This is a genomic window from Streptomyces huiliensis, assembly GCF_020037025.1.
GTDB lineage: Bacteria > Actinomycetota > Actinomycetes > Streptomycetales > Streptomycetaceae > Streptomyces > Streptomyces huiliensis.
Genome location: NZ_JAIQLH010000063.1, coordinates 42,407 through 64,736, shown reverse-complemented (window position 1 = coordinate 64,736; position 22,330 = coordinate 42,407). Strand labels below are relative to the sequence as shown.

At 73.5% G+C, this 22,330-nt stretch carries 16 protein-coding genes; 4 read left to right on the top strand and 12 right to left on the bottom strand.

Annotation, left to right across the window (positions count from 1 at the left end; genetic code table 11):
• The coding region (locus JNW98_RS13865; RefSeq protein WP_223768493.1) for a DNA gyrase/topoisomerase IV subunit A at positions 1-2,258 on the top strand (2,258 nt) is incomplete at its 5' end.
• A gap of 23 nt (positions 2,259-2,281) precedes the next feature.
• Here JNW98_RS13865 and JNW98_RS13860 read toward each other — a convergent pair.
• Positions 2,282-3,316, bottom strand: a complete 1,035-nt coding sequence (locus JNW98_RS13860) for a CobW family GTP-binding protein (RefSeq protein WP_223768492.1) — start codon at positions 3,314-3,316, stop codon at positions 2,282-2,284.
• Positions 3,317-3,449: 133 nt separating this feature from the next.
• On the opposite strand from JNW98_RS13860, the gene JNW98_RS13855 reads away from it, so the two are divergent.
• Together JNW98_RS13855 and JNW98_RS13850 are read left to right on the top strand one after the other, a co-directional pair.
• Positions 3,450-4,355 (top strand): ferredoxin family protein, encoded by a 906-nt coding sequence (locus JNW98_RS13855; RefSeq protein WP_223768491.1) that lies wholly within the window; start codon positions 3,450-3,452, stop codon positions 4,353-4,355.
• 174 nt (positions 4,356-4,529) lie between these two features.
• On the top strand, positions 4,530-5,207 hold the full coding sequence (locus tag JNW98_RS13850) for a response regulator (protein WP_223768490.1): 678 nt from the start codon (positions 4,530-4,532) through the stop codon (positions 5,205-5,207).
• Between the two features lie 61 nt (positions 5,208-5,268).
• On the opposite strand, the gene JNW98_RS13845 is transcribed toward JNW98_RS13850, so the two are convergent.
• From JNW98_RS13845 to JNW98_RS13830, 4 genes are all read right to left on the bottom strand, one after another.
• Entirely contained in the window at positions 5,269-6,114 is an 846-nt protein-coding gene (locus JNW98_RS13845; protein WP_223768489.1) for a response regulator transcription factor, read from the bottom strand.
• A gap of 22 nt (positions 6,115-6,136) precedes the next feature.
• Positions 6,137-7,300 carry a sensor histidine kinase gene (locus JNW98_RS13840; RefSeq protein WP_223768488.1) on the bottom strand — a complete coding sequence of 388 codons (1,164 nt, stop codon included), beginning with the start codon at positions 7,298-7,300 and terminating at the stop codon, positions 6,137-6,139.
• Between the two features lie 28 nt (positions 7,301-7,328).
• Positions 7,329-7,817 (bottom strand): DUF1453 domain-containing protein, encoded by a 489-nt coding sequence (locus JNW98_RS13835; RefSeq protein ID WP_223768487.1) that lies wholly within the window; start codon positions 7,815-7,817, stop codon positions 7,329-7,331.
• 174 nt (positions 7,818-7,991) lie between these two features.
• Positions 7,992-10,112 (bottom strand): DNA gyrase/topoisomerase IV subunit B, encoded by a 2,121-nt coding sequence (locus tag JNW98_RS13830; RefSeq protein ID WP_223768486.1) that lies wholly within the window; start codon positions 10,110-10,112, stop codon positions 7,992-7,994.
• 446 nt (positions 10,113-10,558) lie between these two features.
• On the opposite strand from JNW98_RS13830, the gene JNW98_RS13825 reads away from it, so the two are divergent.
• Positions 10,559-10,789: a DUF7455 domain-containing protein gene (locus JNW98_RS13825; RefSeq protein WP_223768485.1), complete on the top strand. Its 231-nt coding sequence runs from the start codon at positions 10,559-10,561 to the stop codon at positions 10,787-10,789.
• Between the two features lie 148 nt (positions 10,790-10,937).
• Here JNW98_RS13825 and JNW98_RS13820 read toward each other — a convergent pair whose 3' ends face one another.
• From JNW98_RS13820 to JNW98_RS13790, 7 genes are all read right to left on the bottom strand, one after another.
• On the bottom strand, positions 10,938-11,810 hold the full coding sequence (locus JNW98_RS13820; RefSeq protein WP_223768484.1) for a S1 family peptidase: 873 nt from the start codon (positions 11,808-11,810) through the stop codon (positions 10,938-10,940).
• 183 nt (positions 11,811-11,993) lie between these two features.
• The gene (locus JNW98_RS13815) at positions 11,994-13,544 is read right to left on the bottom strand and encodes an RNA polymerase sigma factor (RefSeq protein WP_308015599.1); all 1,551 of its coding nucleotides are present in this window, start codon (positions 13,542-13,544) and stop codon (positions 11,994-11,996) included.
• A 422-nt stretch (positions 13,545-13,966) separates the two neighbouring features.
• Entirely contained in the window at positions 13,967-14,905 is a 939-nt protein-coding gene (locus tag JNW98_RS13810) for a FadR/GntR family transcriptional regulator (RefSeq protein ID WP_308015597.1), read from the bottom strand.
• Between the two features lie 263 nt (positions 14,906-15,168).
• On the bottom strand, positions 15,169-16,932 hold the full coding sequence (locus JNW98_RS13805) for an ABC transporter ATP-binding protein (RefSeq protein ID WP_223768482.1): 1,764 nt from the start codon (positions 16,930-16,932) through the stop codon (positions 15,169-15,171).
• Positions 16,933-17,088: 156 nt separating this feature from the next.
• The gene (locus JNW98_RS13800; RefSeq protein ID WP_223768481.1) at positions 17,089-17,850 is read right to left on the bottom strand and encodes an NUDIX hydrolase; all 762 of its coding nucleotides are present in this window, start codon (positions 17,848-17,850) and stop codon (positions 17,089-17,091) included.
• 110 nt (positions 17,851-17,960) lie between these two features.
• Positions 17,961-19,910 (bottom strand): glycogen debranching N-terminal domain-containing protein, encoded by a 1,950-nt coding sequence (locus JNW98_RS13795; RefSeq protein WP_223768480.1) that lies wholly within the window; start codon positions 19,908-19,910, stop codon positions 17,961-17,963.
• Between the two features lie 884 nt (positions 19,911-20,794).
• Complete coding sequence (locus tag JNW98_RS13790; RefSeq protein WP_223768479.1) at positions 20,795-22,204, bottom strand: DUF4192 domain-containing protein; 1,410 nt, start codon at positions 22,202-22,204, stop codon at positions 20,795-20,797.
• Positions 22,205-22,330: the final 126 nt, after the last annotated feature.

Here is a 22,330-nt window from a genome sequence, read left to right as displayed (position 1 = left end):
GGCCCGAGCGCGGCTACGTGAAGTGCGCGCGCGTGGTCGGCGAGGTGATGGGCAAGCTGCACCCGCACGGTGACGCCTCCATCTACGACGCCCTGGTACGCATGGCGCAGCCGTTCTCCATGCGGGTCCCGTTGGTCGACGGGCACGGGAACTTCGGTTCGCTGGGCAACGACGACCCGCCGGCCGCCATGCGGTACACCGAGGCCCGGATGGCGTCCGCGACCTCGCTGATGACCGAGTCGATCGACGAGGACACGGTCGACTTCGCCGCCAACTACGACGGCAGCGAGCGGGAGCCGGTCGCCCTGCCGGCCGCCTATCCGAACCTGCTGGTCAACGGCACCACGGGGATCGCGGTCGGCATGGCGACGAACATGCCGCCGCACAACCTGGGCGAGGTGATCGCCGCCGCCCGGCACCTGATCAAGCACCCGAACGCCGACCTCGACACCCTGATGCGGTACGTCCCCGGCCCCGACCTGCCCACGGGCGGCCGGATCGTCGGGCTGAACGGCATCCGGGACGCGTACGAGACGGGCCGCGGCACGTTCAAGATCCGCGCCACCGTCTCCGTGGAGAACGTGACGGCCCGCCGCAAGGGCCTGGTGGTGACCGAGCTGCCGTTCGCGGTCGGTCCGGAGAAGGTCATCTCCAAGATCAAGGACCTGGTCGGCGCGAAGAAGCTCCAGGGCATCGCCGATGTGAAGGACCTCACGGACCGGGCGCACGGCCTGCGGCTGGTCATCGAGATCAAGAACGGCTTCAACCCCGAGGCCGTGCTGGAGCAGCTCTACAAGCTGACGCCGATGGAGGAGTCCTTCGGCATCAACAACGTCGCGCTGGTGGACGGCCAGCCGCTGACGCTGGGTCTGAGGGAGCTGCTGGAGGTCTACGTCGACCACCGCTTCGAGGTGGTCCGGCGGCGCAGCGAGTTCCGCCGCGGCAAGCGGCGCGACCGGCTTCACCTGGTCGAGGGCCTGCTGGTGGCGCTCGTTGACATCGACGAGGTCATCAGAATCATCCGATCGAGCGACAACGCCGCGGCGGCGAAGGCTTCACTCGTCGAGCGCTTCTCCCTCTCCGAGGTGCAGACGCAGTACATCCTCGACACCCCGCTGCGCCGGCTGACCAAGTTCGACCGGATCGAGCTGGAGGACGAGAAGACCAAGCTGACCTCGGAGATCGAGAAGCTGACGACGATCCTCGAGTCCGACGCCGAGCTGCGCAAGCTCGTCTCCTCCGAACTGGCCGACGTCGCGAAGAAGTTCGCCACCGACCGGCGTACGGTCCTGCTGGAGTCGGCGGGCGCCCCCGCGTCGGCCGTGCCGCTCCAGGTCGCCGACGACCCGTGCCGGGTGCTGCTCTCCTCGACCGGACTGCTGGCCCGTACCGCCACCGGCGAGCCGTTCGCGCCCGGCGCGGGCGAGACCAAGCGGGTCAAGCACGACGTGATCGTCTCGGCGGTCCCGGCCACGGCGCTGGGCGAGGTGGGCGTCGTGACCTCGGCCGGGCGGCTGCTGCGGCTGCGGGTGATCGACCTGCCCCAGCTGCCGGAGACGGCCGCGGCGCCCAACCTGGCGGGCGGCGTGCCGCTCTCGGAGTTCCTGTCGCTGGCCGACGACGAGCGGGTGGTCTGTCTGACGACGCTGGACGAGTCCTCGCCGGGGCTCGCCATCGGCACCGAGCAGGGTGTCGTCAAGCGCGTGGTGCCGGACTACCCGGCCAACAAGGACGAGCTGGAGGTCATCGGCCTCAAGGACGGCGACCGCGTCGTGGGCGCCGCCGAGCTGCGGACCGGTGACGAGGACCTGGTCTTCATCACCGACGACGCCCAGCTGCTGCGCTACCAGGCCGGGCAGGTGCGTCCGCAGGGCCGGCCCGCGGGCGGCATGGCGGGCGTCAAGCTGTCCGCCGGGGCGAAGGTGATCTCCTTCACCGCCGTCGACCCGGCGGAGGACGCGGTGGTCTTCACGGTGGCCGGGGCCGCGGGCGGGTTGCCCGGCGCGGCCTCCGAGGGGACGGCGAAGCTGACGCCGTTCGACCAGTACCCGCGCAAGGGCCGGGCCACCGGCGGCGTCCGCTGCCAGCGGTTCCTCAAGGGCGAGGACTGCCTCGTCCTGGCCTGGGCGGGGCCCGCTCCGGCCCGCGCCGCGGCGGCCAACGGCACGCCCGTGGTCCTGCCGGAGATCGACCCGCGCCGCGACGGCTCGGGGACGCCGCTGGCCAAGCCGGTGGCGGTGGTGGCCGGACCGGTGTGACCCTGCCGGGGCCGGCCGGCGGGTCAGCCCTGGGTGTACCGCAGGACGCCCCACATGCTGTGGTCGTCGGCGTCCTGCGGTGCCGTGTGCCGGCAGGCGTCCAGCCCGTCCCGGAGGGCGCCGCCGTCGATGCCGGTGCCGATCATGACCAGCTGGGTGAGGCGGGGCTCCGACCGCGCCCAGGGCGACCGGTACATCCGCAGGAAGTCGCCGACCGCGTGCAGGGCGAACTTCTGCCGGTGCCCGGGCACCCCGAAGTACACGAACCCCTTGATCCGGTAGAGCCCTTCCGGCCTGCGGTCCAGGAACTCCATGAAGCGGCGGGGGTGCAGCGGGTCGTCGGAGACGAACTCGACGCTCTCGTACGCCGCGTGCAGGTGCCCGTCGTGCGCGTGGTCGTGCTCCTCGTGGACCAGGTCCTCGAAGGAGAGCTGCCGGATCGCCTCCAGGCGGTCCCCGCACGGCTTGCGGTCGAAGAGCAGCTCGGGGTCGACCCGGCCGTGGGAGGAGGCGACGACGGGAGTGCCGGGCGCCAGCCCGGCGAGGACCGCCTCCAGCTCCTCGCGCTCGGCGTCGGCCACCCGGTCCGTCTTGTTGAGCACCACCAGGTCCGCGATGCCCAGGTGCCGGTCGAGCTCGGGGTGCCGCTCACGGGTCCGGCCGAACTCGGCGGCGTCCACCACCTCGACCAGCCCGCCGTAGACGATGCTCTGGTTGTCGCTGGCCAGGATCATCCGGACCAGTTCCTCCGGCTCGGCGAGCCCACTGGCCTCGATCACGATGACGTCGATCCGGGCCGCCGGGCGGGCCAGCCGCTCCAGGAAGCCGTCCAGCTCGCTGGTGTCGACCGCGCAGCACAGGCAGCCGTTGCCGAGCGAGACCATGGAGTCCACCTGGCCGGCCACGCTCATGGCGTCGATCTCGATGCTGCCGAAGTCGTTGACCACCACGCCGATGCGGCTGCCGCCGCTGTGTGCCAGCAGGTGGTTGAGCAGCGTCGTCTTGCCCGAACCGAGGAAGCCCGCGAGCACGATGACGGGGATCTGTCGTCTGGCCACACGAGCGCCTTTCGTCGTCGGTCGGAGAGCACGGCGGGCCCGTGCCGCGCCGCCCGCCCCAGCATATGGTCGTACCGGAAGGCAGGGCCGACCGGGCGCGCAAGGCCCTCCGGCCCAGGTTAGGCTCACCTATGTGAGCACGTGCGCCACCGCCTCCCGACTGCTGAGCGAGCCCCTGACCGGCACCGCCGTCACGGCCCCCACCTGGCTGCTGGTCGAGCAGCCCGGCCCCTGGGGAGCCAAGGCCCTCACCGCCAGTCGCCTGGATCCCGCCGTCGGGCGGGCCCTGGAGGAGGCGGCCGCCGGCACGGGCGTACGGGTCGCCCTCATCCGCCGCCCCGGCCGGCACGCCGACTGCCGCCCGCCGGCCGGCCGCCGGGTCTTCGTCGCGCACACGGCCCCCGGCCGCTCCTGGATCCGCACCACCGAGCTCGACGACCCGGCACTCCTGCCGGACCTGGACTTCCCCGCGCTCGGCGCCGGGCACCACGGCGGGCTGTGGGAGCCGTACACGGGCGACCCGCTCGCCCTGGTGTGCACCAACGGCAAGCGGGACCGCTGCTGCGCCCTGCTGGGCCGGCCGCTCGCGGCCGAGCTGACGGCCGCCGGGGGCACCGGGGTCTGGGAGGTCACCCACATCGGCGGCCACCGCTTCGCGCCGACCCTCTTCGTGCTGCCCTTCGGCTACGCCTACGGCCGGGCCACCGCGCACGGGGTGAAGGAAGTGCTGGAAGCCGCCCGCGAGGGCCATGTGGTGACCGCGAACTGCCGCGGCCGGTCCGCCTGGGACCGCCCCGCCCAGGCCGCCGAACTGGCCATCCGCTCCCTGACCGGCGAGACGCGCGCGGACGCCCTCGACGTGGTCGCCACCACCGGCTCCCCCGCACGCCGGGAGGTCACCGTGGCCCACCCCGACGGCCGATCCTGGCGGGTCGCCGTCGAGCAGGGTGCCGCGGCGCCACCCCGCCCCGAGAGCTGCGGCCGGGCCCTCGGCTCGCCGGCCCGGATGGACGTCGTCGCCATCGTCCCCCTGACCTGAAGAGGCCGCGGCAAGGCTCCCGCTCGCGCCGGGACTTGCGCGCACTCTGCCGCTTGAGTACACGAACCCTGTTCTGCTCGTTCTGCGCGCGCTAGAACAGGTGGCGGCACGACGGGGGCCGCACGACGGCGGAACCGCAGGCCGTCCGGCCACACCGCTCGAAGGGGTGAACCAATGATCGAAGTCCTCGTCGTGGACGACGACTTCCGTGTGGCGGAGATCAACGCGGCGTACGTGGAACGGGTTCCGGGCTTCCGCGTACGGGCCACGGCCCACAACGCCGCCCAGGCCATGGCCGTCCTGGAACGTGAACGCGTCGACCTGATGCTGCTCGACCACTACCTGCCGGACGAGACCGGCCTGTCCCTCATGAACCGCGTCCGGCAGTCGGGACATCTGACGGACGTCATCATGGTGACCGCGGCCCGGGACGTCGCCACCGTCCGCACGGCCATCCGCTACGGAGCCCTGCAGTACCTCGTCAAACCGTTCTCCTTCCCTGGTCTGCGCGTGAAGCTGGAGGCCTACGCCCGGCTGCGACTGGCCCTCGACGGTACGGAGGAGGCCGAACAGGAGCAAGTGGACCGGATCTTCGGCACCCTCCGTACGGCCACCGCCCCGCCGTCGCTCCCCAAGGGCCACTCCGCCCCGACGGCGGAACTGATCCGCCGGGTACTCCGCGACGCCGCGCATCCCTTGTCCGCCCACGAGGTGGCCACCCGCGCCGGCCTGAGCCGCTCCACCGCCCAGCGCTACCTCAAACGCCTGGAGGCGTCCGGCCGGCTGAACCTCACCCTGCGATACGGCTCCACGGGCCGCCCGGAACACCGCTACACCTGGTCCGGCCACTGACCGGGCAGCTGACCGGGCCGCTTCGGACAGGCTCCCGCCACGCCACCGCGCCCCACCACGGTCAGCCCCGGGCCTCCGGCCCCGGGGGCCCCGCGATGCCGTACCGGAACGCGTACCGGACCGCCTGCGCCCGGTCCCGCAGCCCCGTCTTGGCGAAGAGGTTGTTGATGTGCGTCTTCACCGTGGCCGTGCTGACGTGCAGCCGCCGGGCGATCTCCGTGTTCGACAGCCCTTCCGCGACCAGCGCCAGGACCTCCGCCTCCCGCGCGGTCAGCCCGTCGGGCAGCCCTTCCGGCGCTCCCCGGGGACCCTCCGCCCCCCGGCCGGCGCACGGCCCCGGTGAACCGTACGGGCTGCTCGGTCCGCCCGAGCCGTACGAGCCGCCCGAGCCGTACGAGCCCGGCGCTCCGGCGGGCGCCACCGTCGCCAGCCGCTCCAGCAGCCTCCGCTGCACCTGCGGCGAGAGCCCAGCCTCCCCCGACCGCACGTCCTCGATCGCCCGGACGATCTCCTCCCCTCCGGCGTCCTTGGTGAGATAGCCGCGCGCCCCCGCCTGGAGCGCGGGAAACAGCGAGTCGTCGTCGCCGAACGTAGTGAGCACCACGACCTGAGTGTCCGGATGGTGCTCGCGGATGCGCCGGGTGGCCTCGACGCCGTCGCAGCGCGGCATGCGGAGGTCCATCAGCACGACGTCCGGCGCATGCTCGGCCACCAGCCGGACGGCCTCCAGCCCGTCGGCCGCCGACCCCACGACCTCGATGCCGGGCAACAGCCCCAGCAGCATCACGATCCCCTCACGCACCACGGTCTGGTCGTCCACGACCAGGACCCGCGCCGGCGACCGCTCCGCCTCGCTCACTCCGCTCACACCACTCCCACCTCCCGGATCCACTCCAACTCCCCCCATCTGCCGTCCCCCGGCCCCCTCGTCACGCCGGCACCCTCAGGCGCACCACGAACCCCTCCTCATCCTGGCCCACCGGCCCGGCCTCCAGGCTGCCTCCCAGCAACTCGGCCCGCTCCCGCATGCCGAGCAGTCCGTACCCGGCACCGGAGGAGGCCAGCTCGGTGTTCCTCCCCCGCGCCCCACCGTCATGAACCGCCAGCTCCACTTCTCCCTCCAGATAGGAGAACTCCATGGCCACCCGTGCGCCCGGGGCGTGCTTGCGCACATTGGTGAGCGCCTCCTGTGCGACCCGCCGCACCGCCAGCCCGGCCTCGGCCGGAAGCCGGCGCGGCTCCCCGGTGACCAGCAGCCCGGCCCCCTGCGCGGCCGCCAGGTCCCGCAGGAACTCCTCCGGCCGGGTCATCTCCCCGCGCAGCGCGGACAGCGCCTGCCGGGTCTCGGCCAGCCCCTCCCGGGCCATCCCCCGCGCCGACACGATCCGTTCGAGGACCCGATCCCGCTCCGCGCCGCTCTCGACCAGCAGCCGCGCCGCCTCCAGGTGCACCAGCTGCGCCGAGAGGCTGTGCGCGAGGACGTCGTGGATCTCCCGCGCGATCCGCGCCCGTTCGTTCAGCGCCGCCGTCTCCGCCTCCGCCCGGCGCGCGGCCCGCTCCTGGGCCAGCATCCGGAACCCGGCCCCCCTTGCCTCCTCGTCCAGTCGCAGCGAGTACCCGATGAGCAGCACCATGGCCACCGTCCCGGCCGTCCCCGCCCATGTGCTCCGCGTCGTCAGGACGTAGGCCGCCAGCGGGACCGCCGCCAGCCCGACACCGGGCCCGAGCGGCAGCCGCTCCACCGCGACGACCGCCGCGACGCACCACAACCCGGCGGCGGCGACGTGCGTCCCCGCCCACTCGGCCAGGACCCCCGCCACGACCGGCACCGCCAGCAGCCCGACCGAGGCTCGCAGCCGTCGCTCCAGCGTCGTGGTGTAGCACCGCCAGATCGCGGCGCCGCACCCGACGAAGCCCGCGGCCACCAGGGCGTACTCCCACCCGGCGAGCTCGTCCTCCCGCACCACACTGGCGAAGAACACCCCGACCAGCACGGCCCGCACGATCCATGTCAGCGCCTGGCGACGGCGCGGTACACCGGCCCGGGAGAGCGCCTCCCGGGCGGGCCACGCGGTCCAGCTCTCCCTGGGCACGTCCGGCTCCTCCACCGCTGCTCCGGCCTCAGCCACCGGCAACGACACCGTACGACGGAAGCACCCGCCGGGCTCGCAGCACCACGATGCCGGTGCGGGCCAGCAGCATGGCCGCGAGCGTGAGCAGCGTGGCCGAGGTCCCCTGGTGGACGCCGGTCAGCGCGCCGATTCCGGACAGCCCCAGCCGCAGCACCAGCCCACCGGCCCAGATCGCCACCGCGGCCTTGGTGCCCTGGGCCCAGACGGCCCCCGACGCGTCGGTCCATATTCGTGTGGTCCAGGCCCAGGCGGCTCCGGTGGCGAGCCCGGCCGCCACCCCCGCCACCAGCAGCCCCACGGACATCGCCCGGTGGCCGGCGTCCACCATCCCGGGCTCCCTGGCCGCGACGACGACCAGCACCGCGGGCACGGCCCACCACTTCCGCCCGGCGGAGAGCACCTTCTGCGGCCTGAACTGCTGGACGACGACGAGCGCGACGACGGCGACGATCACCCCTGCGTCGATCACACCGGACATGGAAGGCCCCTCCGTTGAACGTGAACACGGCGGCCGACCGCAGGTGAACACGCTGCCGGCCGACACATCCGACGCTACGGAGCCGGCGCCCGGCATGGATCGGAGCAGGGGTGGAGCGAGGGTGGATCCCGGGTGGAGAGAGCGGAGAGAGGATCTCCACCCGGGGGTGGAGACTCAGGCGTCGATGCGCGAGCGGTCCAGCGTCGCCGCCGAGTTGGTGATGAACTCCTTGCGCGGCGCGACCTCGTTGCCCATCAGCAGGTCGAAGGTCCGCTCGGCGGCCTCCAGGTCGCTGATGTTGATCCGGCGCAGGGTGCGGTGGCGCGGGTCCATCGTGGTCTCCGCGAGCTGGTCGGCGTCCATCTCGCCCAGACCCTTGTAGCGCTGCACGGAGTCCTTGTACCGGACGCCCTTGCGCTCCAGCTCCAGCAGCGTCTGCCGCAGCTCGTTGTCGGAGTACGTGTAGATGTACTTGTCCTGCCCCTTCTTGGGGTGGGTCAGCTCCACCCGGTGCAGCGGCGGCACCGCGGAGAACACCCGACCCTCCTCCACCATCGGCCGCATGTAGCGCTGGAAGAGGGTGAGCAGCAGGATACGGATGTGCGCACCGTCGACATCGGCGTCGGCGAGGAAGATGACCTTGCCGTAGCGCGCGGCGTCGATGTCGAAGGTCCGGCCGGACCCCGCTCCTATCACCTGGATGATCGCCCCACACTCGGCATTCTTGAGCATGTCCGACACCGAGGCCTTCTGCACGTTCAGGATCTTGCCCCGAATCGGCAGCAGCGCCTGGAACTCCGAGTTCCGCGCCAGCTTGGCCGTGCCCAGGGCCGAGTCGCCCTCGACGATGAACAGCTCGCTGCGCTCCACGTCGTCGCTGCGGCAGTCGGCCAGCTTGGCCGGCAGCGACGAGGACTCCAGCGCCGTCTTGCGCCGCTGGGCCTCCTTGTGCTGCCGGGCCGCGATCCGCGTCCTGGCCGCCGCGACGATCTTCTCCAGCACGGCCCGCGCCTGCTGCTTCGCGTCCCGCTTGGTCGAGGTCAGGAATGCCTTGAGCTCCTTCGCCACGACGTTCGCGACGATCCGCGAGGCGGCCGAGGTGCCCAGCACCTCCTTCGTCTGCCCCTCGAACTGCGGCTCCGCCAGCCGCACGGTCACCACCGCCGTGAGGCCCTCCAGGGCGTCATCCTTGACCACGTCGTCCTCGGCGACGCGCAGCAGCTTGCTCGCGCGCAGCGCGTCGTTGACGGTCTTGGTGACGGACCGCTCGAAGCCCGCGACGTGCGTGCCGCCCTTCGGGGTGGCGATGATGTTGACGAACGACTTGACCGTGGTGTCGTAACCGGTCCCCCAGCGCAGCGCGATGTCCACCCCGAGCTCCCGGGTGACCTCGGTGGGCATCATGTGCCCGCGCTCGTCGAGAACGGGCACGGTCTCCTTGAACGTGCCCTGCCCGCTCAGCCGCAACACGTCGCAGACGCCCTTGTCCTGCGCGAGGAACTCGCAGAACTCGCTGATCCCGCCGTCGTAGCGGAACGTCTCCTCGGTGACGTCCGCGCCGTCCAGGCCACGCTCGTCGCGGACCACGATGGTCAGCCCGGGCACCAGGAAGGCCGTCTGCCGGGCGCGCCCGTAGAGCGTCTCCAGGGACAGCTTGGCGTCCTTGAGGAAGATCTGGCGGTCCGCCCAGTAGCGGACCCGGGTGCCGGTCCGGGTCTTGGGCACCTTCTTGCCCTTGAGCAGCCCGCCGGCCGGGTCGAAGGGCGCGTCGGGACCGGACTCGGTGAAGATGCCCGGCACACCGCGCCGGAAGCTGATCGTGTGGGTCCTGCTGTGGAGGTCCACCTCGACGTCCAGGCGCGAGGAGAGCGCGTTGACGACGGAGGCGCCGACACCGTGGAGACCGCCGGAAGCCGCGTACGCGCCGCCGCCGAACTTGCCGCCCGCGTGCAGCTTGGTCATGACGACCTCGACGCCGGACAGCCCGGTCTTGGGTTCGATGTCCACCGGGATGCCGCGGCCGTTGTCCCGGACCTCCACGGAGCCGTCGCCGTGCAGGATCACCTCGATGCGGTCGCAGTAGCCGCCCAGGGCCTCGTCGACGGAGTTGTCGATGATCTCCCAGAGGCAGTGCATCAGGCCGCGGCTGTCCGTCGACCCGATGTACATGCCGGGGCGCTTCCGGACGGCTTCCAGTCCCTCGAGGACGAGCAGGTGCCGCGCGGTGTAGTTGGATCCGTCCCGGTCTGCCCCGGTCAGCAATGCGGTGGACGGCACGGACGTATCGGCGGTCACGCGGTTCGCTCCTCGCTGAATTTCTCTGTCACCCGACTGCGGGCGCATGGCTGGCTCATTCGCCGTTCAGAGGGTACCGAGGCCCGGTAGAGCCTTTGTGCCGCCACCCGCGGCGCCGACCATGCTAGTCGAGTTTCGAATGCCTGTTCGATGACTCGATGGGGTGACGTGCACATCACGTTCCCTTGGAGGCATGAACCATTTAGGCTCCGGGCACGTCCTGAAGAACAACCCGGCAAGCCAGCCGGGTGGACGGACCCCCCGATGATGTGAACCCCAGCGATGTGAAACCGTAGACCCACGCAATACGGCTCATTCGCCGCCAAACGTCAAGATCCGGCTCACTCGGAAGGAAGTTTCGAGGAAAAGCCACGAGCGGGAACGTTTTCGGCCTGGTTGGATGTTGACCCTGGTACGACAGCTCGTCGAGCTAGAGAAGAGGCGACGTGACTACTGTTCTGACCCCCGCGAGCCCGCTGACGGCCGCTGACCGCTGCGACCGGTGCGGCGCTCAGGCATACCTGCGCGTCGTCCTCCTGAGCGGCGGTGAGCTGCTGTTCTGTGCCCACCACGGGCGCAAGTTCGAGCCGGAGCTCAAGAAGATCGCCGCGGAGATACAGGACGAGACCGAGCGACTGACGGCCGTCCCGGCCTCCGCGGCCGACGAGGACCGCTGAGGTCCTCCCGAGGACCGCTGAGTCCACCGCTGGAACGCTGGCACATCGCATCCACGACGAGCGAGGTCCGACCCTGTGGGCTGGGCAGCGACGGGCGGCGCCCCCATCAGGGGGGTGGCCGCCCGTCCTCGTCGGGACCCGACGGCCCTCACTTCGGGACCGCCGGACGCGCCAGCTGTGCGGGCCCCTGGGGGCCGTGCGGCTTCTTGTCGACACTGTGCGCCGTGACCATCGCGGAAACGGCGGAGATGCGCGTATAGACCCCGGGACGGCCGGGCTGTGCGCAACCGCTCCCCCACGACACCAGCCCCACCAGTCGTCCGCCCGCCACCAGCGGGCCGCCGCTGTCACCCTGGCACGCGTCCTTCCCGCCCTCGGCCCAGCCTGCGCAGAGCATGGTCTTCCGGTCGTAGGCCCCCTCCAGGCCGCCCGGGTAAGCCTGCTCGCAGAGCTCGTCACCGAGGACCAGAACGGGAGCGGCGCGCAACGTGTCCGAGTACGACCCGTTGCCCTGGGTGTCACCCCAGCCGTACACCATGGCCGGCGTATTGGCCGCGTAGACCGGCTCGCCCTGCTGCGCCATCGCGATGGTCCGGCCGTCGGGAAGCGGCTCCGCCAAGGTGATGACCCCGACGTCCCCGGCGTTGGTCCCCGCGCTGAAGTCCGGGTTGACCCACGCCTCCTTCACGGCCAGCTCCTTTCCGGCCGTCCCCCGCAGGTCGTCGCGGCCCACGATGACCCTCAGGTCCGTGGCCGCGCTCGGCTCCGTGCCGAGCACGTCGCGGGTGAGGCAGTGGGCGGCGGTGACGATGGTGCTGCGCGCCACGACGACGCCGCCGCAGAACTGACCGGAGCGCGTCGTGCCGAACCGTGCGCGGCTCGCCAGGGCCACCGCCCACGGCGCGTCCGCGGTCTTCACCTCCTGCCCGCCCACGACCAGCCGCTCGTCGGCCGTCGCGGGCGCCGGCACCGCGAGCAGCAGCGCGAAGGCGGCGGTCAGCGAATACCTCAGGGCACGCATACGGTCTCCTGACACAGCGGAGTCACTTGCCTTCCCAGAGTCACTCCAGGCATCGTCCACCGCATCCGGAGCCCGCCGTCCGCCGCACGCCCGGTCCGCGGGTCGTCGTACGCACGAGGGCCCGGCACCTCCGAAGAGGGGCCGGGCCCTTGACCGGGACGCCGCCGGGGCGTCGCCCGCGGATCAGTCCAGGTAGTCGCGCAGCACCTGGGAACGCGAGGGGTGGCGCAGCTTGGACATGGTCTTCGACTCGATCTGCCGGATGCGCTCACGCGTCACCCCGTAGACCTTGCCGATCTCGTCGAGCGTCTTCGGCTGACCGTCGGTGAGGCCGAAGCGCATGGACACCACGCCGGCCTCGCGCTCGCTGAGCGTGTCCAGAACCGAGTGCAGCTGCTCCTGCAGAAGCGTGAAGCTGACCGCGTCGGCCGGGACGACCGCCTCGGAGTCCTCGATGAGGTCACCGAACTCGCTGTCTCCGTCCTCACCCAGCGGAGTGTGGAGGGAGATCGGCTCACGGCCGTACTTCTGGACCTCGATGACCTTCTCGGGGGTCATGTCGAGCTCCTTGGCCAGCTCCTCCGGGGTGGGCTCGCGGCCCAGGTCCTGGAGCATCTGGCGCTGTACGCGCGCGAGCTTGTTGATGACCTCGACCATGTGCACCGGGATACGGATGGTGCGGGCCTGGTCGGCCATGGCTCGCGTGATCGCCTGGCGGATCCACCAGGTCGCGTAGGTCGAGAACTTGTAGCCCTTCGTGTAGTCGAACTTCTCGACCGCACGGATCAGACCGAGGTTGCCCTCCTGGATCAGGTCCAGGAAGAGCATGCCGCGGCCGGTGTAGCGCTTGGCCAGCGAGACCACCAGACGGAGGTTGGCCTCCAGCAGATGGTTCTTGGCGCGCCGGCCGTCCTCGGCGATGATCTCCAGCTCGCGCTTGAGCTTCGGGGCGAGCTTGTCCGCGTTGGCCAGCTTGTCCTCGGCGAACAGACCGGCCTCGATCCGCTTGGCGAGCTCCACCTCCTGCTCGGCATTGAGGAGGGGGACCTTGCCGATCTGCTTGAGGTAGTCCTTGACCGGGTCGGCGGTGGCGCCGGCCACGGCGACCTGCTGCGCCGGGGCGTCGTCCTCGTCCTCGTCGGACAGGACGAAGCCCTTGTTCTCGCCGGTCTCCTCCTCCTCGTCGGCCTTGCCGGGAGTGGGGGTCTCGTCGACGAGCTCGTCCTCGAGGAGCTCGTCGGCGTCCTTCTTGGCGGTGGCCTTCTTGGCCGTCGTCTTCTTGGCGGTGGCCTTCTTGGCCGCCGTCTTCTTCGCGGCCGTCTTCTTGGCGGCGGCCTTCTTGGCGGGCGCCACGGCCTCGTCACCCGCTTCGTCGCCGTAACCCGCGGCGGACGTGGCGGCGGTCGTGGACGACGGACGGGACGTGACCGTCTTGGACGAGACGGCCTTGGTGGCGGTGCGCTTCGCCGGGCTCTTCGCTGCGACGCTCTTGCGGGTGCGCTTGGGCGCCTCTGCCGCACTGACCATCAGCGTCACACCTTCCTCATCGAGGACCTGGTTGAGGCTGCGCAGAACGTTCTTCCACTGGGTTGGCGGAATCTGGTCAGCCTCGAAGGCCCGACGCACGTCGTCGCCGGCGATCTGCCCCTCGGCCTTTCCCTGCTCGATGAGCGCCATCAGAGACTCGGATTCGGCGATCTCCGGCGGGAGCGTACGGGATGTGCTGGCCGACACGAACAACCTCTCGGAACGATGGAAACGGCTTCCGGCTCCATCCACTGGGGATCGGAGCCGACGACCGCCGGCAAGGATGAACCGACGGCGCGGGCGATAGTGCGGTGCAACACAGCGCCTCGTTCGAGACCTGTATTCCCTCCGCGGCCACCACCTCTTTAGTCATCGCGCTGCCTCAGAGAGCGTTACGCCCAATCCCCGTGGCCCGAGTCACACCCCATAAGGGTGCGAAATGCCACAGACCAGGGCGGAACACTGCGCTCCCGTGCAGCTTGACCCAAGACCGGCGGCGCTTTTCCTCTCGCACGCGCCCGTACGGGACGCCCCGCGCGGCTCTGCGATTCCGCGCGCGGCCGAACGCGCGGGGCGGACGAACTGTCCCGCGCGCATCTCTCCCTGTCCGTACGGCCCGTTCCCGCGAATCAGTGCTCGCGCGGCGCGGGCACGGCCCGCTCGACTTCCGGGTGCGAGACGAGCAGCTGGCGCATGGCGGACTCCGCCGCGCCCGCGTCGCCCGCGCCGACGGCGTCGACGATCCGGAGGTGGTGGCCGACGCCCGCGTCCGTGGGGCGGTCGCAGCCGCCGGCCGAGGCACCGGAGACGTGCAGGGCCGCCGACACGATGCCCGACAGGTGCTCCAGCATGCGGTTGCCCGCGACCTGGAGCAGCAGGGTGTGGAACTCGGCGTCGGCGCGGGAGAAGGTGAGCGAGTCACCCTGGGCCAGGGCGTGCCCCATGATCTCGGCCATGTCGGCGAGGCGCTGCTGTACGTCCTCGCGGCCGTGTCCTGCGGCGAGCCGTGCGGCCAGCGGTTCGATGATCCAGCGGAGCTCGCAGAGCTCCCGGCGCTGGTCGTCGCGCTGGGGCCCGAAGGCCCGCCACTCGATGATGTCCGGGTCGAGGAGGTTCCAGTCACTGACCGGACGGACCCTGGTGCCGACGTTGGGGCGGGCGCTGACCAGACCTTTGGCCTCGAGGACGCGCAGCGACTCCCGGACGACGGTGCGGGAGACTTCGAAGCGCTGGCCGATCTCCTCCGGGACGAGCGGACGGTCGGCTCCCAGGTCGCCGGAGACGATCATCTGTCCCAGCTGCTGAACGAGCTGGCCGTGCAGCCCGCGGCCCCGGCTGCCGGCCGCCCGGCGGCCGGCGCGGCCGAGCTCCGCGTCGCCGTCCCAGGCGTGCGCGGAACCGCGGTCGGCCCCGGGGGCCTCCGCGTAGGAGTAGCGGTCGAGCTCGCCCGGGCCCGTCAGGCCGGAGTCGGCGGGGCGAGCCGCGGTCATCATGGTGTGCGCAAGGGTACTCACGCTTCCTTTGTCGGCGACGGGCCGACGGGCCTTGAGGTCTTTGGTGAAAAGCACACGAAAGGGTGATCGCCCATTACCTCACAATTGACGTCCAAACGGACAGAATTGGGCACTCTTCGAGGTCGGGCGCGTACGGACAGCTATAGAGGGCCGATTCCGGAGCGTGTCGTAGGGTCTCTCCCCATGGACGCCCGAGGGCCGGCGCCCGCCGATGACGTCCGCGTTTCCCGCGGGCACGGCCGGCCGGTGGTCACGCTCCGTACCCCTCGGCGCCGGGAGCCGACTCCCCCGGGCCCGGCGCGGCCCTAGCACAGACCTCACCGCGGCCTCCCGCGCAGCACCGTGAGGACGTAGGCGCCGAGCAGTCCGGTCAGGGACAGCACGAGCGCCCACCCGACGGGCTGGGAGACCAGCCGCAGGGCCGTCGAGACACCCTCGTCCAGGCCGGCCGGCCACTGGAGCGGAGCCGTGGCGCGGAGCCGCTCGGGCAGCCCGGCCAGCGACCGGGCCGCGGGACGGGCGAGCACGGCGCTCACCACCGGGACCACCAGCGTCGGGACCACCAGCACCGCGACGAGCCCCAGGAGCGTGGACCGGAACAGGCCCGCGGCGAGCAGCCCGGCCCACGCGCAGCCGAGGACGAGGGCGAGCCACCCGGCGAGCGCGACGGGCCAGGCCTCGGGGAGGAGCGGCACGGCCTCCCCGAAGAGGAGCCGCACCACCGCGGCGTCCAGGGCCACCGTGGAGAGGGCGAGCAGCAGCGCGGCGAGGGCGGTGGCCGCCAGCTTGCCGCCCAGCAGCGCCAGTCGCCGGGGGACGGCGCCCGCGTCCGGCGCCAGGGCCGGGTAGCGGTACTCCTGCCCGAAGGCGAGCGCGCCCAGCACCCCCGCGCCGAGCGCGGCCGGCGGCAGCGGGAGCGGCGCGGGCCACCCGGCGAGCAGACCGGGCTCGGCCGCTCCGGCCCGGGCCAGCAGGACCGCGGCGAGCAGGGAGAGCAGGAGGGCGGCGGCCGCCGTGACCCAGCCGGTGCGCACGCCGGCGAAGCGGTGGAACTCGTAGCGGAGCGGCCAGGCCGGGCCGGGCGTGGGCAGGGGCGGCTGGACGCGGGAGAGTGACCCCTCGGGCGCGTCGCGCCCAGGGATGGGCGCGGCGTCGGCCGGGCGGCGGCCGTCGGCGCGCTGCAGCGGGGGGACGGGCCCGGCCTCCACCTCCTCGGCGAGCCGGTGCACGAGGATCCCGTGCCGGAAGGCGGTCTCCCCCACGGCGGCGCAGGTGCTGCCGTAGACGGCGAGCGCGCCGCCGCCCTCGTGGACGACCTCCACGGGCGGGGCCTCGGACGGCGGGGAGGCCGCTTCCGCCTCCGCGGAGATGATGTGCGCGAGCCGCGCCGCCGAGGGCGACCGGACGGCGACCCGCGGTCTGAGGCGGGCCCGGGCGAAGACCTCGGACTCCTGGTCGGCGACGAGGCGTCCGCGGTGGATGGTGACGACCTGGTCGCCGACGCGGGCCGCCTCCGCGGGCGAGGACGAGGTGACGAGCACGGCCCCGCCCTGGGCCGCGTAGCCACGGAGGAGCCCGTGCAGCCAGGAGGTCTCCCGGGGGGAGAGGCCGGCGGTCGGCTCGTCCAGGACGAGTGTGTGCGGGTCGCCCAGGAGCGCGGCGGCGACGCCCAGCCGGCGGTCCATGCCGCGGGAGAAGTCCCCGATGCGCTGGTCGGCCAGGCCGCTGAGGCCCACGACGTCGAGCACCTCGTCGGCGCGGGCGGCGGGCACCCCGGCCGCCGCGCCGAGCATGCGCAGGTGGCCGCGGGCCGTGCGGCCGGGGTGGCCCGGAACGTCCCCGAGGAGCACGCCGACCTCGCGCACCGGGTGGGCGACGCGGTCGAGGCTGCGCCCGCGGAACAGGGCGACGCCGCGGCCGGGGTCGAGCCGCAGCATGAGGCGCAGGGTGCTGGTCTTGCCGGCGCCGGCCTCCCCGAGCAGGACGGTCACGCGCCCGGGGCGGGCCTCGAAGGTCAGGTCGTCGACGACGGGTGGCCGGTTGCGGCGGGGGACGCTGGTCAGTCCGATGGCCTGGATCATGACTTCCCTCGCGGGGCGTGAGACGGTCCCGCGCGGAAGGGAAGGAAGGCGCGGGAGCACGGGCGTACCGCAGCACCGTAACCCGATATGTCCTATTTGCTACGTAGCGGGGTCGGCGGCGTGTCCCGTCCGTGCCCCCCGTGGAGCGGGGCGCGGCTACGCCTCGGGGCGGAGCATGGGCGGGTTGAGGAGGGTGGCGCCGCCCGCGCGGAAGAGCTGTGCGGGGCGGCCGCCCTGCCGGGTCGTCGTCCCGCCGGTGGGGACCAGGAAACCGGGGGTGCCGGTCACCTTGCGGTGGAAGTTCCGCGGGTCGAGGGCGACGCCCCAGACGGCCTCGTAGACCCGGCGCAGCTCCCCGACGGTGAACTCCTGGGGGCAGAAGGCGGTGGCGAGGGACGAGTACTCGATCTTGGAGCGGGCACGTTCCACTCCGTCGGCGAGGATGCGGGCGTGGTCGAAAGCCAGCGGGGCGGCCTGCTCGCCGTCCCGGGCGTGGCCGTCCCGGTCCAGCAGGTCCTCGACGGGGGCCCAGCGCACGCTGTGCGCGTCGCCTCCGGCGCGGGGCGCGGGCAGGTCGGGGGCGAGCGCCAGATGCGCCACGCTGACGACGCGCATGCGCGGGTCGCGCTTGGGGTCGCCGTAGGTGGCGAGCTGTTCGAGGTGGGCCGCGTTGGCCGTGGCGGGGCAGGCGGGGTCGTGCAGGACGTGCAGCCCGGTCTCCTCGGCCAGCTCGCGGGCCGCGGCCGTCGCCAGGTCCTCGTCGGACCGGACGAATCCGCCGGGCAGCGCCCACCGGCCCTGGAAGGGGGGCTCGCCGCGGCGCACCGCCAGCGCGCACAGGGAGTGCCGCCGCACGGTGAGCACGACCAGGTCGACGGTGACGGCGAAGGGCGGGAAGGCCGACGGGTCGTAGGGCATGACGCGATCATAGTCGTCTGCTTGACGATAAACAGGTTCTTGTCCCTCGTCGGCCGCGGTGCCGCGTGCGGAGCCGCGGAGGCTCTGGGGAGGAACGGTGCGCACGGTGCTCACACTCCCAGCTGGAGTCCGTCGGCGGCTTCCTCGACCATGCCCAGGCCGAGCCGGCCGACGCGTACGGCGAACGGCTGCTCGGCCACCCGCAGCCCGGTGAAGCGCAGTGCCCCCAGCGGCGCCGAAGCGGGCGGACGGACCGTCACACCGCCCGCCGGGACGTCGGGCCGCACCCCCGCGAACGCCGTCAGCAGGTGGACGGCGCCCGCCGCCGCGACGGCCGCCGGGCGGCAGGCCGCCGGGTGGGGCAGTGGGGCACTGCCGGTGGTGCGCTGCTCGCCCGCGTACATCTCGGGCAGCCGGTGGGCGAACGCCTCGGCGGCGTCCAGTACGCCGCGGGCGAGGGAGCCCGCCTCCTTCTCGAAGCCGGCCGCGGCGAGGCCCGCGACGGCGACGGCCGTCTCGTGGACGCGCACGGCCCCGCCGCGGTGGCCGAAGGGGTTGTGGCCGCCTTCCTTCGTCCCCAGGCTGCGCAGTCCCCAGCCGGAGTCGAGGGCAGGGCTGCCCAGCAGTCTGGCCAGCTGTTCGGTGCGGGCCCGGTCCAGCAGGCCGGGGGCGTACTCGCCCTCCCCGAGCAGGCCGGTGTCGAGGAGGTGGGCGGCGGCGCCGCCCAGGTGCGGGACGGGTTCGCCGTCCGGTGCCAGAGCGGCCACGGGCCGGCCGCCGCCGCGGTCGTCGGCCCAGAAGTCCTCGCGGAAGCGGCGGCGCAGGTCGGCCGCCCAGGCGCGCCATTCCTCCGCTCCCGGGCGGCCGTACGCGGCGAGGAGGTCGGCGCCCAGCAGGGCGGCCCGGTGGGCGTGGGCCTGCACCTCGCAGCGGTAAGGGCCGCCGGGCGCCGGATCCGCCAGGTAGCCGCGGTCGCCGGCGGCCGAGCGCAGCCAGGCCAGGCAGCGCTCGGCCGCCGGGAGCAGTGGCTCGACCTCCTGGGACGGCAGGCCCCAGCGCCTGGCCTCCGCGAGGACGGTCGGGAACAGCAGTGTGGCCTCGATCCCCGTGCAGCCGGGCGGCAGGTGCGCCCCGGTGTGCCGGAGGGCGCCGGGGATGCGGCCGCGCTCCGGGCCCGGGCCGGGGAGCTGGGCCCGCGCGAGGGTACGCAGGGTTCCGGCGGCCAGCCGGACGCCGAGCGGCAGGGTCATCCGGGCGGCCCACAGGGCCTCGGCGGGGGCGGGTGCGCCGCAGCGCCAGGGGGCGCCGGCGGCCACGTGCACGTCCCCGGGGATCTTGGGGTCGCGGACGAGCAGGGCCCTGAGGTCGTCGAGGCTGCCGGCCAGGAGGGCGGCGGCCCGGGGATCGTCGCCCTCCGCCTGGGCGTCGCCCCAGGGTGCCGCGGCGCGCGTGCGGGCGCGGGGGGCTTCGGGCGGGCGGGGCCTGCCGGGGACCTCGGGGCTGACGCGCAGCTCGACGCTGCGCGTGCCGCCCGGCGGCAGCCGTATCTCCCAGCAGAGCAGTCCGGCCGAGGCCAGGGCGTCGTCCGGCGGCGGGTCGGCGGTCACCACCGTGTGCAGGCCGGGTGCCGTCCACCGGAGGCCGGAGCCGTGGACGGCCGCGGGCAGTTCGGGTGCCGCGGTGCCGTGGGCGATCAGGCCGAGGTCCGCGAGGTCGGTCCCGAGGGACACCTCGACCCGGAGCCGGGCCTCGCGGGTGGCCGCGCTGCGCAGGGTCACCCGCTCGACGCCCTCGGCGTCCCGGACGCGCTCCACCGTGACGGCGGGATCCGGCCCCTCGTCCGCCGCGGTGCGGAGGGTGGCCACGAACCGTGCCCGGCCGGCGTCGACCAGCCGGCCCTGGAGGGGCACCGGCTCGGCCCCGTCCACCCTGAGCACGCAGCGGGCCAGCAGGCGGCGCCCGTCGCGGTAGAACCCGTCGAGGCCGTGGCCGGTGAGCTGCCCGTGCTCTTCGGAGATCGCGAGGGCGGGCAGGGCGACGCAGATCAGCGCCGTGTGCACCGGGCGCGGCCCCTGAGGGCGTACGTCGCCGGGGCGCCGGGGCACGGCCGGGCGGGGAGCGGGCTGGGCATGGGCGGCGGTGCCTTGCACGGGTCTGCGCTCCCTGGGGAGGTCACGGGCCGGGACGTCGGACGAAAAGGAGGGCCACACAGGTGAACGGCGGCGGAGCCGCCGAGGTCACGGCGCTGCGCATGTGACCGCAGTCACCGGCGGTCGCGGGGCACGGCGGCGGGCCGGCTGCCGCCGGAACCCGGGGGCTGGCCTCGGGAGCGGCGGCGGTCGGACGCATCGGACGCCCGGCCCGGCGTCGCCGGCGGTCGCGGGTGCGGCGGCGGGTCGGCTGCCGCCAGGGCCCGGGGCCCGACCACGGGACCGGCGGCGGGAGCGGCGTCAGTCGGCCGCTCCCGACCCGCGGCCCGGCGTCACCGGCGGTCGCGGGTAGCGCGGGTGTACCGGCTGCCGTCGGGGGCGGGGTCGGGGTCTACCCAAGGGGCCGCCAGCGGGAGGGGTATCGGCCGACCCCTTCGCCCCCCCCGGGCCCGCCGTCACCCGCAGTCGCGGGCAGCGCAGCGAGCCGGATGCCGCCGAATCGGGGTCTGACCGCAAGACCACCGGCGGGAGGGGCGTCGCCATGCCGTTTCGGACGCGCGGTGCCGCCTTCACCGGCGGTCGCGAGTGGGGCGGCGGGCCGGCTGTCGCCGGGGGCGGGGTGCCCGCGGAGCCACCGACGGGAGGGGCATCGGGCGGCCGTTCCTGGCCCAGGGCCCCGCGGCCCAGGCAGTCGCGGATACGCGGCGAGCCGGCTGCCGTCGGGGCCGGGGCTTGTCCCGCGGGGCTGTCGACGGGAGGCACCGACCGGCCGTTTCGGACGCGCGGTGCCGCCTTCACTGGCGGTCGCGGGCGGCGCGGCGGGTCGGCTGTCGTCGGGGGCGGGGTTTGCCTGCGGGGCCGCTGGTGGGAGGGGCGTCGGCCGGGCGTTTCGGGCGCGGGGTGTTGTTGGAGGGCTTCCGTCGGCGTGTCCGTGGGGCGGCTGTCTTTGCTGTGGAGGGAGCGGACGGCTGTGGCTCGTGCGGCGTTCCCTCTTCGGCCGCCGCGCGGGCGGCCTCGCAGACGGCGCGGTCAGCGCGTTCGGCGCGTTCGGCGCGTTCGGCGCGCTCCTGGCGGAGGCAGTCCCGCAGGGTCTCCGGGTCAAGTCCCTCGTTGCAGGCGTGGTGGAGGAGTCGGGCGAAGAGGTAGTCGGGGTCGGCGGTCAGAGCGCGGCCGAGGGCGACCCTCGCCTCGGCCTGTTCGCCACTGGACCAGGCCACCCAGCCGGCGAGGGTCAGCGGGGCGGCGGCGTGCTCCGTGTACGGCGGGACGCACCGCCGGGCGAGGGCGCGCCAGAGGCGTAGCACCGCCTGGGTGCGCGGGCCCTCCATCCACTCGGCGGCGCGGTCCCGGGCGACGCGGTCCTGGAGGCCGATGACGAGCGTGGCGGCCTCGTCCTCCGTCAGGAGCGCGTCGTCCCGGGTGTCGGACTCGATCCCGTCCGCTCCGGCCGGTGTCGCGTGGAAACGTTCGAACAGCCGCTCCGCCAGGTCCACGGTCTCCTGGCGCGCCGCCTCGTGGTCGCCGCCGAGGAAGCGCGGCACCAGGCGGGCGGTGGCGGCGTCCAGGGCGCGCCGCTGCCCGTCGGCCCAGTGGCCGGCGCGCGGGCTCAGCCGGGCCTCCATCTCGCGCAGGGTTCCGCGCACGCGGACGCCGGCGTAGGTGGCGGCCGCTGCCATGACCGTGGTGCCGGGCAGTGCCATGGGCGCGCCCTCGGGCGGGCAGCAGCGGAGGTCGGAGCAGCAGTAGGACCAGAAGCGGCCGTCCGAGAGGCACAGCGCGTCGATCACGGGCACGTCCAGGGCGCCGCAGGCGATCCGCAGGCGCTGCGCGAACGGGCGCAGCCGTTCCATCACGGCCGCGGACGTCTCGCCGTCCGCTGGGTCCTGGCAGAGGTAGACGACGATCCCGTCGGGCCGGGCGCCGCGCTTGAGACAGGCGGTGACGAGCGTCTCCGCGAGCTGGTCGGACACGTCCGGCCAGTCGTCGGGCGCCGGGATGCCCAGGCGCAGCCGGCCGCCGAAGCGTCTGTCCTCGCCGTACAGGGCCATGAGGACGACGCTGTCATTCGGGTGGTAGCCCAGTAGGTAGGGCAGCGCGTCGGCCAGTTCCGCCGGGCTGCGGAGGGTGACGTGCTCGGGTGCCCACGGATCCCGGTCGGTGGCGGGCGAGTGCGGAGAGCTCGCTGATTCGTCGTGATCGGCCATGCGCCGAGCGTCCCGCAGGGCGGTCGGGGGCCGCCAGGCCTGTGGAAAACGGCGGCAGATCATCGTACGAACGCCTGTGGATGGTGATGGTGGCTGTCGGCCGATGGATGTTGGGTGTTGGGTGTT